General features: G+C 46.5%; 16 protein-coding genes. 11 read left to right on the top strand and 5 right to left on the bottom strand.

Going from position 1 to position 16648, the window contains the following annotated elements; all coding sequences use genetic code 11:
• Positions 1 to 67: 67 nt before the first annotated feature.
• The 3 genes from ACZ5PW_RS10265 to ACZ5PW_RS10255 form a co-directional block, all read right to left on the bottom strand.
• Entirely contained in the window at positions 68 to 751 is a 684-nt protein-coding gene (locus ACZ5PW_RS10265; protein WP_464552932.1) for an HAD family acid phosphatase, read from the bottom strand.
• Positions 752 to 931: 180 nt separating this feature from the next.
• Positions 932 to 2056: a YibE/F family protein gene (locus ACZ5PW_RS10260; RefSeq protein WP_464552929.1), complete on the bottom strand. Its 1125-nt coding sequence runs from the start codon at positions 2054 to 2056 to the stop codon at positions 932 to 934.
• Between the two features lie 84 nt (positions 2057 to 2140).
• Positions 2141 to 3646, bottom strand: coding sequence for an alkaline phosphatase (locus ACZ5PW_RS10255; protein ID WP_464552926.1), 1506 nt, complete (start codon positions 3644 to 3646; stop codon positions 2141 to 2143).
• Between the two features lie 517 nt (positions 3647 to 4163).
• Between ACZ5PW_RS10255 and ACZ5PW_RS10250 the strand changes: the two genes are divergently transcribed.
• The 7 genes from ACZ5PW_RS10250 to ACZ5PW_RS10220 all read left to right on the top strand — a co-directional run bounded on the left by ACZ5PW_RS10250 (position 4164) and on the right by ACZ5PW_RS10220 (position 11122).
• On the top strand, positions 4164 to 4913 hold the full coding sequence (locus ACZ5PW_RS10250; RefSeq protein ID WP_464552924.1) for a cytochrome c3 family protein: 750 nt from the start codon (positions 4164 to 4166) through the stop codon (positions 4911 to 4913).
• A gap of 17 nt (positions 4914 to 4930) precedes the next feature.
• A complete protein-coding gene (locus ACZ5PW_RS10245; RefSeq protein ID WP_464552920.1) occupies positions 4931 to 6088 on the top strand; it encodes a 4Fe-4S dicluster domain-containing protein in 1158 nt (385 codons plus the stop codon).
• Positions 6085 to 7059, top strand: coding sequence for an RnfABCDGE type electron transport complex subunit D (locus tag ACZ5PW_RS10240; protein ID WP_464552918.1), 975 nt, complete (start codon positions 6085 to 6087; stop codon positions 7057 to 7059). The genes ACZ5PW_RS10245 and ACZ5PW_RS10240 overlap by 4 nt, the downstream gene beginning before the upstream one ends.
• Positions 7060 to 7062: 3 nt before the next feature.
• The gene (gene rnfG / locus ACZ5PW_RS10235; protein ID WP_464552914.1) at positions 7063 to 7650 is read left to right on the top strand and encodes an RnfABCDGE type electron transport complex subunit G; all 588 of its coding nucleotides are present in this window, start codon (positions 7063 to 7065) and stop codon (positions 7648 to 7650) included.
• A 10-nt stretch (positions 7651 to 7660) separates the two neighbouring features.
• Positions 7661 to 8326, top strand: coding sequence for an electron transport complex subunit RsxE (rsxE, locus tag ACZ5PW_RS10230; RefSeq protein WP_464552912.1), 666 nt, complete (start codon positions 7661 to 7663; stop codon positions 8324 to 8326).
• A 92-nt stretch (positions 8327 to 8418) separates the two neighbouring features.
• Complete coding sequence (locus ACZ5PW_RS10225; protein WP_464552909.1) at positions 8419 to 8997, top strand: electron transport complex protein RnfA; 579 nt, start codon at positions 8419 to 8421, stop codon at positions 8995 to 8997.
• A 16-nt stretch (positions 8998 to 9013) separates the two neighbouring features.
• Positions 9014 to 11122 carry an FAD-dependent oxidoreductase gene (locus ACZ5PW_RS10220; RefSeq protein WP_464552906.1) on the top strand — a complete coding sequence of 703 codons (2109 nt, stop codon included), beginning with the start codon at positions 9014 to 9016 and terminating at the stop codon, positions 11120 to 11122.
• Between the two features lie 302 nt (positions 11123 to 11424).
• Here the strand turns inward: ACZ5PW_RS10220 and ACZ5PW_RS10215 are convergent, their stop codons facing one another.
• Positions 11425 to 11886: a hypothetical protein gene (locus tag ACZ5PW_RS10215; protein WP_464552903.1), complete on the bottom strand. Its 462-nt coding sequence runs from the start codon at positions 11884 to 11886 to the stop codon at positions 11425 to 11427.
• A 351-nt stretch (positions 11887 to 12237) separates the two neighbouring features.
• Here ACZ5PW_RS10215 and ACZ5PW_RS10210 point away from each other — a divergent pair, with 351 nt between their 5' ends.
• Together ACZ5PW_RS10210 and ACZ5PW_RS10205 are read left to right on the top strand one after the other, a co-directional pair.
• Entirely contained in the window at positions 12238 to 13230 is a 993-nt protein-coding gene (locus ACZ5PW_RS10210; RefSeq protein WP_464552899.1) for a hypothetical protein, read from the top strand.
• Between the two features lie 219 nt (positions 13231 to 13449).
• Positions 13450 to 13659, top strand: a complete 210-nt coding sequence (locus ACZ5PW_RS10205) for an FmdB family zinc ribbon protein (RefSeq protein WP_464552896.1) — start codon at positions 13450 to 13452, stop codon at positions 13657 to 13659.
• Between the two features lie 95 nt (positions 13660 to 13754).
• Here the strand turns inward: ACZ5PW_RS10205 and ACZ5PW_RS10200 are convergent, their stop codons facing one another.
• Positions 13755 to 14168 carry a winged helix-turn-helix domain-containing protein gene (locus ACZ5PW_RS10200; protein ID WP_464552892.1) on the bottom strand — a complete coding sequence of 138 codons (414 nt, stop codon included), beginning with the start codon at positions 14166 to 14168 and terminating at the stop codon, positions 13755 to 13757.
• Positions 14169 to 14377: 209 nt separating this feature from the next.
• On the opposite strand from ACZ5PW_RS10200, the gene ACZ5PW_RS10195 reads away from it, so the two are divergent.
• Together ACZ5PW_RS10195 and ACZ5PW_RS10190 are read left to right on the top strand one after the other, a co-directional pair.
• A complete protein-coding gene (locus tag ACZ5PW_RS10195) occupies positions 14378 to 15769 on the top strand; it encodes an MATE family efflux transporter (protein ID WP_464552890.1) in 1392 nt (463 codons plus the stop codon).
• Entirely contained in the window at positions 15762 to 16646 is an 885-nt protein-coding gene (locus ACZ5PW_RS10190) for a DUF2156 domain-containing protein (RefSeq protein ID WP_464552889.1), read from the top strand. Before ACZ5PW_RS10195 ends, ACZ5PW_RS10190 begins: the two co-directional genes overlap by 8 nt.
• The last annotated feature ends 2 nt before the right edge of the window (positions 16647 to 16648 follow it).

Here is a 16648-nt window from a genome sequence, read left to right as displayed (position 1 = left end):
CCTACCTTGTTAAAATACTTATTCTCGATAACATTACGGGCTGTCCAGGATGCCAGCATACAGATTATCACTGCCGCCGCTGATCATAAATATAGTTTGGGAACAAAACCTTTACTCCACTTGCATCCCCTGCAATATCCTCTTTAAGCACTCCCACGGTAGCTACAATATTGAACCCGGTTTTTTGCAATCCTTTACGGACTTCTTCACAAAAATTTCTGTCATCCGGATATGCTGCAGGAAACATAAAGATCTTATTCCACCCTGCAAAACCAGCTTTTGTAAGGTTTTCCATTATCTGAATCCTGAGACTTTCAGGCCGGTAAGAGACCAGAAAAACGGGAACATTACGGCTCAGCAGGTAATTATATAACCGAACTGAAGGTTCCATAGGTGGCAACGCGCTGAGAATAACATTTGAATCAAGGTCCTTACGGGCTTCGTCATTTGTTGAAAACCCCTGTCTTTTACGCGCCTGATATGTTGAAAGCAGAACATCCTCAACAACCATCACGACTGCCGGGTACTTAACCTTATCCGCAATGGCCTGATCAACGGCCTCTGCAACAACAACTGTTTTAGCTTTTACGTCCTTGTAATAGTCTCCGCCGTCATAATATTCTTCAATAATACTTCTCGCCTGAGGGAGCGAAATAATACCATCCGGGACTACCTGATAAGCTTTCCTCGACGAAACACATCCAGCAAAGAACAACATAACAACAACGATCAATACACAACGGACTTTCATGGTACTATCCTCAAAAAACGAATAAAACATTCTTATTTCAGGAAAAATACCACAAGACTCCAACATCAACAAGATACAGAACTACCCCGTGTTCGATATCAGAAACGTACAAATAAACCAGACCAAACCGCTTAGGCAACTTTCGTCCTCAAGCGGAAGGGAAACTTATTTTATTATCAGTTAATTCTTACGCATATAAATGAACGCCCCGGCCAGTGCCGTGAAAGGCGCGACGGTAACAAGCCCGAAACTTCCGATAAGTGTCTTGAGAACTTCCGCGGAGACGTAGACGAAATTGAAAGTGTTAACCAGAGGAACCCCCTGCGCCATGAAAGCCATAAGCAAAGTGATAAAGCCTCCTGAATAGGCAAGCAGAAGAGTTGTCGTCATCGTTCCTACAACCGCCCGTCCCACACGTATGCCGGAAGCTAAGGCCTCCATACGTGAAATTTCAGGATTGGCCATTACAACCTCATCCATACTTGCGGCAACATCCATTGCCAGATCCATCACAGCACCTGAACAGGCCAGAAAGACAGCAGCCACATAAACCTTGGTTAGGTCAAGATGTGCATACCCCGAATAAAGCAGAGTCTCTGCAAAGGGCATAACCGCACCATGCATGTGCAGTTTTCCCGTGAAATAGATAGCCAGTATACAACTGGTAAAAACACCTAGAAATGCCCCCAGAAAAGCCACAACTCCCTTACGGTTCAAACCTGCGACCATGAAAATAATCACCGCGCAAAGCACCGCCACTATGGCAAGGGTGAGCCAGACGGGGTCTACCCCTTCAAGCAGACCCGGAATTAGCAGCTTCCAGAGAACAAGAGCGGTAAACAAAAAGGAGAACATGGCCTTTGCTCCTGTCCAACCGCCAAAAACAAGCAGCAGAAAAGTAAACAAAAGCAGCATGGTTATTTCAAGACCGATGCGGTAGTGGTCCTGAGGATTAACATAAAGGACCTCTCCTTTACTATCCAGAGTAAGAACCGCCAGGGCTTCATCTCCAACTTCGAAAATTTTATCCTTATCCATCTGTCCCAGAATTTCATTTGTTCCAGTGAATTCCTGTCCTTCGAATTTACCTTCAAGCATTTCCATTGTCACAGTCTGAGGGCCTGTGCGGACGATACCGAATTGATGTACTTCGCTGTTATCAACTGCGGTGACTACAGCCTTGCAACGTATGGCGGTGTCATCAACCCGCTGGTCAAAGTCGGTTGGAATAAAATACAGAATAGCGGTCAACATGGCGAAAACCGAAACAAGGACAAATTCTCGATTCTTGATAATTCCGGGCATAAGCGGGCCTTTTTTTCAGTTCATAAGCTAAAGGCGGGACACTTCTGAAAGTGCCCCGCCCCATTGAATTGTCTTTCAGTTCAACTATTTTGCAGCAAACTTAGCATTCTGCATGGATGCGTGAATTTTAGGGGTGATTCCCATCACTGACATAATTTTGTAAGCGATATCAACGTTGTCATAGTATCCGTTGAAAGAAGTCGCGCCTACACCCATTGCTGAGGTGGCAACAGGAACTCCGGTATGCTTGAAGGAAGTCCAACCGATACCGGCATTGTTGTTGAGGATATGGGTGATGGTAACAGTCAGGGGATCGTAACCACCATAGAGGTTGTAAAGCTCGGGATCCTTAATTTCCTCACCTTTCATGGTGCGGGAGTAAGCATCTTTGAGCATTGCAAGCTGGTAATCTTTAACCACTTTGGGGTCTTTCTTGGCATCACCTTCGAACTCAAGTCCAAAAAAGTGTGTGATGGTAGGCTGGAAGTCTTCAAAAGAAGCCTTTTCGCCATGTTCTTCCTTCCAGAGCTTTACAACTTCATCAGAGAATTTCTGAAAGGACACATCCTGATTATTAAGAGCGTCAAAATGAGAAGCGTACTTGGTTCCTGCAAAACCGAGAGTCAGACCACCGCACTCATGGTCACCGGTAACAACGATGAGAGTCTCTTCAGGGTGCTTTTTGGCAAATTCAACGGCTTTGCCAATGGACTGATCAAAAGAAATGGTGTTGTGAATGAAAGCAGCAGCATCGTTGGCATGACATGCCCAGTCAATCTTACCACCTTCAACCATGAGAAAAAAGCCTTTGGGGTTATCAAGCATCTCAATCGCTTTTTCAGTGAATTCGGGCAGAGTGATATCCTTCTCGGTCATATCCATAGCGTAAGGAAGAGCCTTGGAATCCTGCAGCCATGCGTTCCATGCCAGAACTTTGCCGTCGGAAGGCTTTAGGCTCATGAAATTTTCTTTGTCGGAAACAACTTTGAAGCCGTTCTTTTTAGCAAGATCGAGAGCATTGCCTTTAAAATTTTTGCTGTTTTTCTTTTTGTTGGAAGGATCTTTCAATCCGCCACCGGCAAAAAAATCAAAGTTGCTTTCTGCAAGAGCAACGTCAATATCATAATACTGTCCGCGGGTGGGAACATGAGAGTAGAAAGCGGCAGGAGTAGCATGGTCGATTGATACACTTGATACGATACCGACTTTCATGCCTTCTTCTTTGGCGATTTCAGCAATGGATTTTACATGCTTCTGATTCGGAGCCATGCCGAGCATGCCGATATTGGTCTTCTGTCCGCTGGCGAGAGCTGTTGCGGAAGCAGCGGAACCGGTGATAAATCTGTCGGCGGCATAGGTTGTGGTCATACCCTGTGCAGGAAAAGTGTCCATTAAAAGTTTTTTACCAGCGTAAGCTTCTGCAGCTCCTTTCTGTGGAAGAGCCATGCCGTCACCGATAAAGAAAAATACGTACTTGGCAGGTTTTCCCTTGTAAACACGGACTTTTTTGCCCTTGGCCTGTGCGGGAACTGCAGCAATCAGCAGTACACAGACGAAAAGCAGCATCATCTTCTTGATGGAAACTTTCATCACATTCTCCTAAATTCTTGATTTAATTGATTCAGACCCCGAAGAAGGACTCTTCTTCGTTCAAGAGGGTAATTAACAGTATAATGTTTCTATTACGTCACAGCCTGAATACAATTTAGCAACCACACAACAACAGTTAGTCAGGAATAATTCAGGACTTATAAGGTATGAAAACTACAATAATCATATTGTAAATAATATTAGTAAACAGAAGAAAGCGAACACGCAAATGTTAAACTGCGACCAGAGATCTAAAGCTGTATTCATATTTTAGACACATGACGTTTATAATTTGATTTTATTTTAAATTATATTACTTTAAAATATTATATAAACAAGTTATTATCGCAAAACCATGTTTACAATCCGACAAGACTCTCCACACATAATATATTATCTCGAATATTTTTATTGACCCAAACTATCCATTCACACTCACAAGTTTATGCTGGACAAATTCCGACCAGTTCCATATAGAATAGATAACTAAGATTCTTTACAAAATGAGGATGGACTGTTGAATAAAAAATTCATTCCCGTCTCAATTGTGCTTGCAGTCCTGCTGGGGTTGTCAGTCGTTGGATACGTAACACCGGAAGAAAAACAGGAAATGCCGGTGCGAATTCTTTTCCGCAACAGTGGCGGAAAAGTCATCTTTACTCACATAAAACATCACCGGGACTATGAAATCCCCTGTGACAGCTGCCATCACGAAAAACGGGGGGAGTCACAGGAACCTCTCGCCTGCGGGTCATGCCATCCTGAAGCATTTGACCGAGATTATGTGCGTGATCACATTAACTCGTTTCCTGACAATAGTTACTGTGTGCAGTGCCACCATGCCGAGCTGGGAAAGCTAAATTTCGACCATGCCGCTCATGAGGAATATGCCTTTGACGACTGTCAGGCCTGTCACCATTCCGAAGACATTGAAGATGAACCGCAAAAATGCGGGAACTGTCACACAAATGCCGGAAGCAAAGAGATACCGAGCGTTCGCAATGCAGCACATGCCCGTTGCATAAACTGCCATGATGATATGTTCGAGGAAGGTCTTAAGGGCTGTACCCCGTGTCATAGAATGCGCAACATGGACAATTACAAGGGAGATCATACTCCATGCGCCCAGTGTCATGAACAGAATAATGGCAAGGACCTTGTTCTGAACCGCGTAAGCGCCTTCCACGACCAGTGTAAGGATTGCCACAGAGAGCTCAAACGCGGTCCGTATAAAGATGATGATTGTGCCCAGTGCCATTTAAAATAAGGTGGATGAACAGTATTATGAATCCTCTTTTCTCACTTATCCCGTCAGAACGCGGACCAATAGTGAATATCAGGGAACAGGAGCTTGCCTCCTTTGAAATAACCCTGTGCGTAACCGGGTGCAGACCACTGGTTCAAAAAGATGAGCAGATAGCAAAGGGACAGGCTGTAGCTGTTGACCCGGCAGGTTTGCTGCCTTCCGTGCATACATCTGTTTCAGGAACGGTAACCGACGTCAAAAAAGATTTTATCGGGGTCAGACAGGAAGGAACTCGCATAGCCGCTCCACTTGAATTCAACACAGCCTCACCAATGGAAATGCTCAACTCCCTGCGTAGCGGTGGTATCAACACCCGCCCCCTCAAGGCCGGAAGTACATTGATCATCAACGCGGTTCCTGCCGAAGCTGGGCTTGATGGACATCGTTTTCTCATCGAAGAGTTCAATGACATCATGCTTGAAGGGCTGGCTTATCTGAAGGAAGCCCTTTCACCTAAAGCCTGTGCCCTTGCTTTGCCCAAAGGAATGAACTGGACACTTGCCGGTTGTACGGTTCACGGCATAACTCCGGTCTACCCCAACGGCCTCAACCCCATGGTGGTAAAAGCGGTGACAGGCAGGGAAATACCCGCTGATGTCTGTGTAATCGATGCTGCCACTCTTTACAGAATAGGACGCACTCTGCATGGAAAACAAGCAGTAACGGACATCATAGTAAAAGTCGGCACGACCCTTTTCCTTGCACCCGTTGGAACTCCGGCAGGAGTTCTGGCACGCCTTGCGGGGTTCAAGATTTCTGATCATGACCGGGTAATTCTAGGTGGACCGCTTTCAGGGGATGCAGTTTATACTCTCAGACACGGAGTGACTCCTGAGACACAAGGTGTGACTGTTGTAGCGACAGGGCCCGAGCCAACAACCAAAGACACTCCATGCGTCGGATGCGGAGAGTGCGTGATCAAATGCCCGGCCCGGATTCAACCCAACATGATTTCCCGTCACGCTGAATTCGGGTTATTCGAGAATACTCTTGAATATAATATTGCCTCCTGTTTCGAATGCGGACTTTGTACATACTGGTGTCCGGCCCAGCGTCCGGTTCTCCAGTATATCAGACTGGCCAAAAAAGAACTTTCCAAGCAACCCATACTAGAGGATCTTCGGAAACAGTCATGAGACCCATAACCGGATCACCTGTTTTAACAGTTTCTGCACCTGCACACGTCCACTGCGGAAGGACCATTAAAAATTCCGCACTGGAAACAATACTTGCCCTGCTTCCTGCGGCAGCGTTTGCTGTCTGGCACTACCAGATGATGGCTGTGAGGGTATTGGCCCTGTCCTGCTTCACCGCTGTCATTACTGAGACCATATGTCTTTACATTATGAAAAGAGATGTGGAAGCGGACAACTATACAACTCTGCTCTCCGGGCTACTTTTCGGCTTCCTGATTCCCCCGGCCTCCCCGTGGTGGATGGTGATTGCAGGAAGTGCAATATCCATAATAATCGGGCGCATGATTTTTGGAGGACTGGGGACCAGCCCGCTATGCGCGCCGCTGGTCGGCTGGGCAATTCTGACAATATCCTGGCCGGACCTTATGGATTTTGACATGACCATGTTAGCTTCAGAACTGACCTACCCGCTCAGCCAGCTCAAGAATTTCGGGCCTGAGACTCTGGCTGAATATCCTTTGAAAGACCTTTTTCTCGGTCTTCAACTGGGAGGAACAGGAGCGGCACAGACCGGAGCTGTTCTGCTGGGTGGTATTTATCTGCTATCCAGAAAAGTGATCAGACCGGATATTCCATTCTCCTTTGTGACGGGGGTGACCCTCGCCGCATTCATTTTCTACCTTGTCAATCCTTTGGAATATGCTTCGCCGGAATATCACCTGCTCTGCGGATCAACTCTTTTCGGAGCTTTTTTTCTGGCAACAGACACTTCCTCCTCCCCCGTAGGACATATCCCCATGATTACCTACGGCCTTACAGCAGGGATACTTGTCATAATAATCAGGACTTATGGAATTTATCCTGATGGCGTTCCATTTGCCATACTTCTTGCAAACCTCATGACCCCGCTTTTTGATAAAATAAGGCCTAAGCCTTTCGGCGGTGTCACAAGTATCCACATGCAGAGGTAATCCATGAATGAAGCAATAAAAATGATCGCGGTGCTAACTCTTTTCTGTGGGCTGTCCAGTGTAACTCTTGCCAGCCTGAAAGATGTTACCGGAAACCGCATTGAAGAACAGGTGTTAACCTATGTACAGGGTCCGGCAATAGAGCAGGTACTCAAGGGTTATGAAAATTCTCCGGTTAAGGATCGTAAAAAATTTATGATACCGGGAACCGGGCAGGAAATTACAGTCTTTCCTGCAATAAAGGACGGCAGACTTTCAGGAGTGGCCCTTGAAACAGCATCCAAAGGATACGGCGGAGAGGTGGGGGTCATGGTTGGATTCAATATAAAAGACCTGAACCTTTCCGGCATCGGAATCACTACGATGAAAGAGACTCCGGGCGTCGGATCACGGGTTGCTAAACACGGCTTTACCAACCAGTTCCGCAAGCATCCCCTTGAAGTTGAACTGACCTCCAAAGGTGGTAGTATTGAAGGAATCGCCGGGGCCACAATTTCATCTACAGCCTCTGTCGAGGCTGTCAAAAAGGCTGTAAATATTTTCAACAAAATAAGGCCGCAGCTGAATAACGCATGGGCACAGGGGTCATAAGGGGTCATAGATGAGCAGATTATGGAAAGAATTCTCCAAAGGACTATGGACTGACCTGCCACCGTTCAAAGTTGTACTGGGGCTTTGCCCGGTGCTTGCGGTAACCAAGACAGCTGACAACGGATTCGGAATGGGCATGGCTGTTATCTTCGTGCTTACCATGTCCAACATTCTTGTCTCGATGTTTCGTAAAATAATCCCCCCGAAAGTCAGAATCGCCTGCTTCATTGTTATTGCCGCATCGCTTGTTGTGGCAGTCGAACTGCTTATGCAGGCTTTTGCTTACCCATTGTATCAGCAACTGGGAATTTTCGTACCCCTTATTGTGGTAAACTGTATTATTCTGGGAAGGGCTGAAGCCTTCGCGTCAAAAAACGGAGTGCTGCTTGCGGCTGCAGATGGACTTGGCATGGGGATAGGTTTCACCGCTTCACTCACATTGCTGGGCGGCCTGCGGGAAGTTTTCGGTTATGGGACCTTTTTCGGTAACCAGATAATGCCTCTGGATTACAAACCATTCTCATTCATGGTTGAAGCTCCCGGAGCATTTGTGTGTCTGGGTATTTTACTTTCAGCAATGAACGCCTTCACCAGTTGGGACCGTAAACGCAAAGGCAAGAAAGCACTTGATAACCCCACACACGAATGCCGGACCTGTGGCATGTGCGGCAGATAGAGCCGTTAAATTGATGATATTCTGCACCGATAAGACTCCTCAGAGGGCTACACGCCCGGACGAGTCCGTCAGCAGAAAATCCGGAGACTAAAATGAAAGAATATTTTCTCCTTTTTATATCAGCCATTTTCGTGAACAACATTGTTCTGGCTCAATACCTTGGCAACTGCCCTTTCATCGGCACTTCCAAAAAGATATCAGTGGCTGTCGGAATGGGCGGTGCGGTTGTATTTGTTGCAACGATGGCTGCCTCAATTACCTGGGCCGTGCAGAAATTTCTACTGGACCCCATGGGACTTGCCTATCTGCAGACACTGACCTTCATTCTGGTTATCGCTTCACTGGTGCAGTTTGTTGAAATGTTCCTGAAAAAGGCAGTGCCTCCCCTTTACAAGGCTCTGGGGATTTTTCTCCCTCTCATCACTACAAACTGCGCGGTGATGGGTATTGCCATTATCTGCCAGCGAGAAGAGTTTACCTTCGTAAAAACTGTGGCCTTTTCTTTCGCTTCGGGGCTGGGTTTCATGCTGGCGCTGGTGGTGCTTTCCTCCATACGCGAACGGATTGAAGTCTCAAGAGTACCGAACGCCATGAAAGGCACTCCCATTGCCCTTGTTATGGCGGGACTGATGTCTCTGGCATTCTTCGCTTTCAAAGGCATGATCTCTTAATATGGCAGGTTAACTAATGATACTTTCATCACTGCTTGTTCTTATGGGCCTCGGATTCACCGCCGCTACAATTCTGGCTGTGGCTTCCAGAATCCTGCATGTAAAAGAAGACCCCCGCATTGCTCAAGTGGAAGGAGTTCTACCGGGAGTCAACTGCGGCGGATGCGGATATGCCGGTTGCGCCGGAGCTGCCAATGCTGTTGTGGAAGGCAAATCCGGAGCAAATGTCTGTGTCATCGGTGGTATTGAAACGGCCCAGGCCGTGGGAAAGGTTATGGGGATCGAAGTTCTGGACATGGAACCGGAGCTGGCCTTCCGCGACTGCACCGGAGGAGAACGGGCCGAAGAACTTTTCAATTACGAGGGTGCCGGAGACTGCCGCGCTCAGGCTTTGCTTTATGACGGGAGCAAGACCTGTCCTGAGGGCTGTCTTGGCTTAGGAACCTGCGTAGCAGTCTGTCCCTTTGATGCAATTGATATGGGGCCGGAAGGACTGCCCATTGTGGACCCGCTGGCCTGCCGGGCCTGCCGTAAATGTGTTGAGGCATGTCCCCGTGATGTTCTTTCCATTGTGTCCATGACCTCAAAACTCATTCACATGGAAGAAGTGAATGACTGCCTTGCTCCATGCCAGCAGAAATGCCCGGGACAAATCAATATCCCCCGCTACATCGAAGCCGCCAACAACGGTGACTACGCCGCTGCCGTGAATATCATACGGGAGCGTAACCCGCTGCTGCTGGTCTGCGGCCGGGTATGCCCTAGGCCCTGTGAAGATGTCTGCCGCCGCATCCATGTGGACAAGCCGGTCGGCATCAACATGATAAAACGTTTTGTTGCTGACTGGGAAATGAAAAACGACCTGCGGCTGGAAATACCCTGTGCCAACGACACAGGACGCAAAGTAGCTATCATAGGCGGCGGGCCAGCAGGACTTTCATGCGCTAACTTCCTTCGCCGTCTTGGTCACAGCCCTACTATTTTTGAGGCAATGCCGGCACTTGGCGGACAGCTTCGCTACGGAATTCCCGAATACCGCCTTCCCAAGAAAGATCTGGACTGGGAAATACAAGGGATTTTGAATCTGGGGATAGAAGTCCGTTATAACCAGAAATTCGGTGCCAACCTGACAATAGAAGAAATGGAAAAAGAAGGGTTCGAGGCCTATTTCATGGGTATAGGAGCATGGGACAGCGGATCACTTAGGATTGATGGAGAAGACGCTCAAGGTGTTATCCCCGGAACTGAGTTTCTCACTGCTGTAGGTCTTGGACAGATCCCCAATGTCGGCCCCAGAGTAATCGTGGTCGGAGGCGGAAACACTGCTATTGACGCGGCACGGACAAGCATCCGTTTAGGGTGTGAGGTTACAATGCTTTACCGGCGGACACGGAACGAAATGCCTGCAAATACGGAAGAAATTGATGCAGCTGCTGACGAAGGAGTCAAATTTGTATTTCTTTCCGCTCCTACTAAAATTATTATGGATCATCAGGGGAAGGCAACACACCTTGAATGTGTAAAAATGGAACTTGGTGAACCGGATGAATCAGGACGGAGACGCCCGGTTCCCGTAAAAGGTTCCGAGACTAGATACCCTGTGGATACAATCATTTCGGCAATCGGGCAGAAGCCTGAGCTGACCTGTTTTTATACCGAAGGGGAAGAACAGTGCCAGATAGACTTCACCCGCTGGCGCACAATCAATGCAGACCCTGAGACCCTGCAGACTTCCATCCCTTATATATTTGCCGGAGGTGATGCTTTCTCCGGACCCGACCTCGTCATTTCCGCAGTTGGAGCAGGACGGAGAGCAGCCAGATCTATCCATCACATGCTCACAACTGAGAGCATTCCTGTTGCTGACAACATCATGCGGGACCTGATCCCCTATACCCTTTTCAAGGATGTTGACGGCTGCAAGCAGAAGGAACGTAATAAAATGCCCCACCTATGTGAAGGCAAGGAACGTGTCAGCACTTTTAATGAAGTTGAAGGATGCCTTTGTGAGGATGATCTCCTGCGAGAAACATCAAGATGCCTGCGCTGCGGGCTTATCTGCTATGACCGGGACGTTCCGCTGGAAGATGTAGTCACGGCCCGGGTGGGAGAAAAAGTCGAATAGCTACACTTACCCTGAGAACCCGGGTCTTGGCACATGACGCCTTTGATCCTGTACTATCGAGAGTACTGTTGCCATCGCTAATTTCAAATTGTTGTCCCCGCTTCTGTTAAGCCCCGATAGTAATCCCTGAGCAAAAGACAGAGACATTACAAGTTACTGGTTTTGAAACTTTATATGATTTTGACAGTTATTCAAGTTCGTCCGGCCAAATACACCATCCCAATTGAATTGATATTCTAAAGAGCATTAAAAAAGGCGCAGCGGTTAACCGCTGCGCCTTAAACTTTGAAAAATCAAAGCTATTATTTCTGGAGGCCGGACTGAACGTCCTTGAGGAGCTCCTGAACCTTTGCAAGTTTGGCCTGCTCTTCTTCACTGAGCTGAGCACCAACGTATGCTGCTTTCTGGTTCATTTCTTCGATAATGCCGTCCATGATAATATGTCTGGTCTTAAGGGGAAGCTTTTCAAGTTCCACCAGTCTGCCGTCTACAACTTCCATCTGTGCATTAAGGTCTGCAACTTCGCCGCGTACGGACTGCAGATCTTTAACTTCAGAAGTGAGGCTGCTAAGGTTCTGGTTAAGACCGTAGAAAAAAACTACGAGAAGTACGGAAACCATGATGGAGATGAGCATTGCCACTTTGCCCATGTCTCTCTGTGCGGTATCGCCAACGTTTGCTGCGATTTCATCACCCATTGCTTCTACTTCGGATTTGTTCTGATAATCATCCATCTGGTGCACCTTTTCAGTTGCTGCGCTCATTAGTTAAACCTCCTAAATGATCGTGTTAAAAACGGATCTCAACATACGTCAAGGACCATTTCAAATCAAGAAAATAAACTTGTTTAAAAAAATAATCCTCACCCAGAATTCATTAGGTGAATCTCATAAAAGGACAAAATCCGCAATATTCACAAGCTTAAAATTGAATTTAAATTCAATCGCGAAGGTTTTCCAACTATACTTACACGACCTCTGCCCGAAAAAAGATCGTACATACATAACCTCCCCTGATTCACAACCTAACAACAACACTGCGGCATACATCATGCATAATCTTAAGATAAATTTAAAAGCGGAAAAGATTTCTTAGCAGTTACTTAAGGAGTGGAAATGTACACCAGTTCAATTTTAAGCGGTGGAAGCACAGCGGGGAGCTACTTCACCAATATCGCAAACAGCCCCTCTGCTTCTCAGAAACCTAATATTTCCAGCAATATGACATCCTCGCAGATTCGTCGACAGCTCCAAATGCAGTTTGCGAGCATGAGCTTTGGCCTTACCTCGGATGAACAGCAGCAGGTCAACTCTTACTATTCACAGCTCAACGGTATCTATGGTGTCGAAGATTCATCTGTGCGTGAAGAACAGGAAAAAAAATTAGCTTCTCTTAAGAAAGAGCTTGATGAGCTTTACGGGATCAGTGGCGAACCCAAGGAACTGACTCAGGCGGAAAAAGAAGAACTGGACAAAATCCAGAAGGAACTTGACGAGCTATATAATATTCTGCCCACCAAAGAACCTCAGGGAGCTGAGCTGAGGCGCGCCGAAAGCCTCAAGTGGGAACTGAAAAAGCTCTACTATCCTGAAGGAAAGACCCTTACCGCTGCGGAAAAGAAAAAAGAATCATCTATTCAAGATGAATTAAAAGAACTGTTCGGTATTGAGGGACCTAAAGAACTCACCAAGGAAGAACAACTCAAAGCAGATGAATTGAACAAGCGCATGGATGAAATAATGGGAACCCTCAAGAAGGACCTCACCCCGGAAGAGGAAGAAAAAGCTGACGCAATCATTACCGAGATGGAAAAAATCGTCGGCAACCTCGTTACCCATGGACTGAGCAACACTGAAAAGAATCTTTTCTACACTATGGACGAAGAAGTACAGCAGCTCAAGGACACAGCAAAAGAAAGAGAACTGACCGATACAGAGCAGGATAAGCTAGCTGAACTTAATAAAAATATTGATACATTACTTGAAAAAGCGGCAAGAATTCAGGAACAGCAGGACATGCAGGCAAAACAGGTCCATAATCAGGTCGGCGGATTCTTCTCCCAGCTTGGGATGATGGGCGGCGGGACCCTTCTTTCAAGATCAATTTAATTTCATTGCCAATCAAAACACAGCAAAACCGACTGCTCAATCAGGGTGTGAAAAGGATGTTCTACTGCACTGGATGAAATCCGAAGGCAGCGCGTACATCCTTGAATCTTCCGGTATTATTTTTTCTTGATAAGCGCGCTGTTTTTCCTTACGCCTAGGTCTTGAACAATAAGGAGTACGTCTCCTCATAAATATTACAAGACAGAACAGGAGAAACAGATGCCTATTTACGAATTCAAATGTTCAAAATGCGGTAAGGATTTTGACGAATTAATTATGCCCGGCAAGGAAGCCAAAGCTGATTGTCCGGAATGCGGCAACAAGGACTGCGAAAAGCTCGTTTCCATGGGCAATGTAAGACCCCACGGTATCCCCAAAGGAAAAGGCGGATACTCTATGCCTCCATGCAAGGGCTGCGGAAGCAAGTAATCCCGGCATTAGCTGAAACATTTCGGGGAAGACGATCGTCTTCCCCTTTTTTATTTACCTGAATTCAGGTTTGAAAATAAGCTGAAAAATTCAAATCATCTTTCAGAATTTTCTTCCTTTCTGTTCTTGATCCGCTCCATATCTTCTTCAAATGAGTTGATATTCCAGGGGAATGATTTACGGGCTGTCATAACGGCAAAATTTTCCACTTCCTGTGCCCACTGCCGGTAATCCTCAAGAACTCTCTCTCCCAGCGGAGTCAGACTGCAGCCTTTACGGCCACGGGTCTTCAGCACAAGGGAATCTCCTAATACATCCTCAGTATTCTTCAATCTTCCCCAGGCCGCCCTGTATGACATGCCGAGTGCTTTTGCCGCCTTATTCAACGAGCCCTGTTTTTCTATCTGTTCAAGAAGCTGCGCCCTGCCTAGCCCGAACAGCATACCCTCCTCTGTTTCCAGCCAGAGGTTTAATCTCACTCTAGGGCAGAATTCATCATCACCCGACATTCCATATCCTCCTAATACTAATTATCATGCAAATTGTATGTTTCACTTAACATAAATCGGCATAACTGAAAACAACCCTTGCATTTATCAAAACTGTAATTAACTTAAAGCCCCTGCATGAAATCAGACTTTACTCTGATCACATATAGTTTTAATTTAAAATACGCTTAATATCAGCTTTTTTATCAATCTGGAGAATTATCACTACTATGAATATTAGCACCGATGACATGACCAACTCCCCATACAGGACAATATGGAACCTGTCATGGCCGCAGATATTGATGATGATTTTCCATTTGATGATCGGTCTTGTGGATGTGTGGGTCGCGTCCAAACTGGGGCGCGAGATACAGGCATCCATGGGAATGATAAGCCAGTCGCTTTTTTTCTTTCTGGTTATTGCCGTGGCAACGGCAAACGGCTCAGTCGCTGCTATCAGTCAGTCAATAGGAGCCGGGAAGATTCTGCGGGCCAAACGCTATGTAGGACTCTGCTGCATCCTTGGGGCTGTAATGGGGACATCCATTTTTGTTTTCGGATTCCCTTACCGCAACGGCATACTCAGTCTGCTGCAGGTTCCTGACGCAATGCGTTATGTAATGGAGTACTTTATAGAAGTGTTCCTTTATCTCGTTCCAATATACTACATGCTTATCATCACCAATGCGGTCTTCAGAGCTCAGAAGAAAGTCATGCTTCCTCTTTACAGCATGATCATTGTCACAGTTCTCAACACGATAGGAGATTTGGGACTTGGGATGGGCATGTGGGGCATGCCGGAAATGGGGTACAGGGGGCTGGCCTGGGCTACTTTCGGGTCTATTACAGCCGGAGCTATTTTCAACCTTGGTGTACTGTACCGGTCAGGTTATCTGCGCCGTAAATCGCTCGCTCCATTAAAATGGATGAAGAAAGCCTTTCCTTATCTATTCAAGGTTGCATGGCCCAACGGCTTGATGCAGTTGGTCTGGCATTCGGGCTACATGGTGCTCTATTCCATAACCGCCAGCCTACCCAATGAAAATGTTATTGCCCTTGCCGGAATGACAGCTGGTATTCGCATTGAATCCATACTCTTTCTTCCAGCATTTGCTTTCAACATGACTGCATCAATTATTATCGGTCACTATCTTGGTGATGGAAAACCTGACGAAGCCAAGAAATTCGGGTATAGAATATTGTTTCTGGCAATAGGATTCCTGAGTGTTATAGCTTTAGGGCTCTGGCAGGTTATTTATCCGGTGACATCAATAATCGCTCCGGATCAGGTTGTTCTTGATGAGGCTGTAAACTATCTGTATTTTAATATGCTTGCCATACCGTTCACCCTGACATCCATGATCATGGCCGGGGCTCTGAACGGTGCAGGAGCAACAATTTACAACCTGTTCATTTTCGCAGTAACCGTCTGGGGCTGTAGAATCCCGCTGGCATACTATCTGGGACATCAGGTTTATGAATCTGCGACCGGAATATGGATGGCGATGCTCATTTCACAGGGCGTGCAGGCAAGTATTATTTTTTACACTTTCTCCTGCCGCAATTGGCAGAAATTCAGCATGATAAAAAAAAGAAATAAAAGGATTGCACATGCATAAAGAATTCAAGGCTATCACTCTTGAATGTCAGGATAAATTTGATGAAGCTATCATGGCCTGCCCCCAGCGGACCTCAGATTATACTTTCGCCAACATCTGGGGATGGACCGATCACTACGGTCTTGAAATAAGATGCAGTGATTCAGGGTTGATCCATGTAAGACAGACCAAGCCGCAAGTTATCAACTGGGCTCCCATCGGTGACTGGTTCAGCGCAGACTGGACCAAGTGCAGTCTGATGAACACCCCGGGGACAAAATTCACCCGTGTTCCTGAAAAACTGGCCATGCACCTCAAAGATATCTACGGAGACAAGCTGCTGATCGAAGAGAACCGTGATCATTTTGACTACGTATATTCAGTACAGGAGCTGATTGAACTCCGTGGCAACAAATTCCACAAGAAGAAAAATCTATACCGCCAGTTCATGAAAAAATACGATTTCGAATACCGGGAAATTACAGCGGACTGTGTGGAAGAAGTTCTGGAGATGCAGCTCGAATGGTATCGCTGGCAGGAAGAAAACAACTTCTCCCCTGCTCTGGTTGCCGAAAATGAGGCAATCGCCAAAGTCCTGAAGGAAATGGACACCATAAAGAACCTTACCGGCGGAACCCTGCGCATTGACAAACGTATCATTGCCTACACCATTGCCGAACCACTTGGGGACGACACCATTGTTATTCATTTCGAAAAAGGGAACACATATTTCAAAGGTGTTTATCAGGCTATCAACCAGATGTTCCTCGAAAACAACGCAAGTGACAAAAAATTCGTTAATCGCGAACAGGATCTCGGAGAGCCCGGACTGCGCAAGGCCAAGCAGTCGTACAATCCAGTTGATTTCATGAAAAAGTACGAAATTACTGTTTTATAGTT

Source organism: Maridesulfovibrio salinus (assembly GCF_055394525.1).
This window is presented reverse-complemented; position numbering and strand designations above follow the sequence as displayed.

What these genes read in the sequence shown, in the direction of transcription:
- rnfG (WP_464552914.1), top strand. Translation starts at nt 7,063, where the DNA reads ATGAATGAAGCAATAAAAATGATCGCGGTGCTAACTCTTTTCTGTGGG.
- ACZ5PW_RS10225 (WP_464552909.1), top strand. Translation starts at nt 8,419, where the DNA reads ATGAAAGAATATTTTCTCCTTTTTATATCAGCCATTTTCGTGAACAAC.
- ACZ5PW_RS10205 (WP_464552896.1), top strand. Translation starts at nt 13,450, where the DNA reads ATGCCTATTTACGAATTCAAATGTTCAAAATGCGGTAAGGATTTTGAC.
- ACZ5PW_RS10200 (WP_464552892.1), bottom strand. Translation starts at nt 14,168, where the DNA reads ATGTCGGGTGATGATGAATTCTGCCCTAGAGTGAGATTAAACCTCTGG.
- ACZ5PW_RS10195 (WP_464552890.1), top strand. Translation starts at nt 14,378, where the DNA reads ATGAATATTAGCACCGATGACATGACCAACTCCCCATACAGGACAATA.
- ACZ5PW_RS10255 (WP_464552926.1), bottom strand. Translation starts at nt 3,646, where the DNA reads ATGAAAGTTTCCATCAAGAAGATGATGCTGCTTTTCGTCTGTGTACTG.
- rsxE (WP_464552912.1), top strand. Translation starts at nt 7,661, where the DNA reads ATGAGCAGATTATGGAAAGAATTCTCCAAAGGACTATGGACTGACCTG.
- ACZ5PW_RS10260 (WP_464552929.1), bottom strand. Translation starts at nt 2,056, where the DNA reads ATGCCCGGAATTATCAAGAATCGAGAATTTGTCCTTGTTTCGGTTTTC.
- ACZ5PW_RS10215 (WP_464552903.1), bottom strand. Translation starts at nt 11,886, where the DNA reads ATGAGCGCAGCAACTGAAAAGGTGCACCAGATGGATGATTATCAGAAC.
- ACZ5PW_RS10245 (WP_464552920.1), top strand. Translation starts at nt 4,931, where the DNA reads ATGAATCCTCTTTTCTCACTTATCCCGTCAGAACGCGGACCAATAGTG.
- ACZ5PW_RS10210 (WP_464552899.1), top strand. Translation starts at nt 12,238, where the DNA reads ATGTACACCAGTTCAATTTTAAGCGGTGGAAGCACAGCGGGGAGCTAC.
- ACZ5PW_RS10240 (WP_464552918.1), top strand. Translation starts at nt 6,085, where the DNA reads ATGAGACCCATAACCGGATCACCTGTTTTAACAGTTTCTGCACCTGCA.
- ACZ5PW_RS10265 (WP_464552932.1), bottom strand. Translation starts at nt 751, where the DNA reads ATGAAAGTCCGTTGTGTATTGATCGTTGTTGTTATGTTGTTCTTTGCT.
- ACZ5PW_RS10190 (WP_464552889.1), top strand. Translation starts at nt 15,762, where the DNA reads ATGCATAAAGAATTCAAGGCTATCACTCTTGAATGTCAGGATAAATTT.
- ACZ5PW_RS10220 (WP_464552906.1), top strand. Translation starts at nt 9,014, where the DNA reads ATGATACTTTCATCACTGCTTGTTCTTATGGGCCTCGGATTCACCGCC.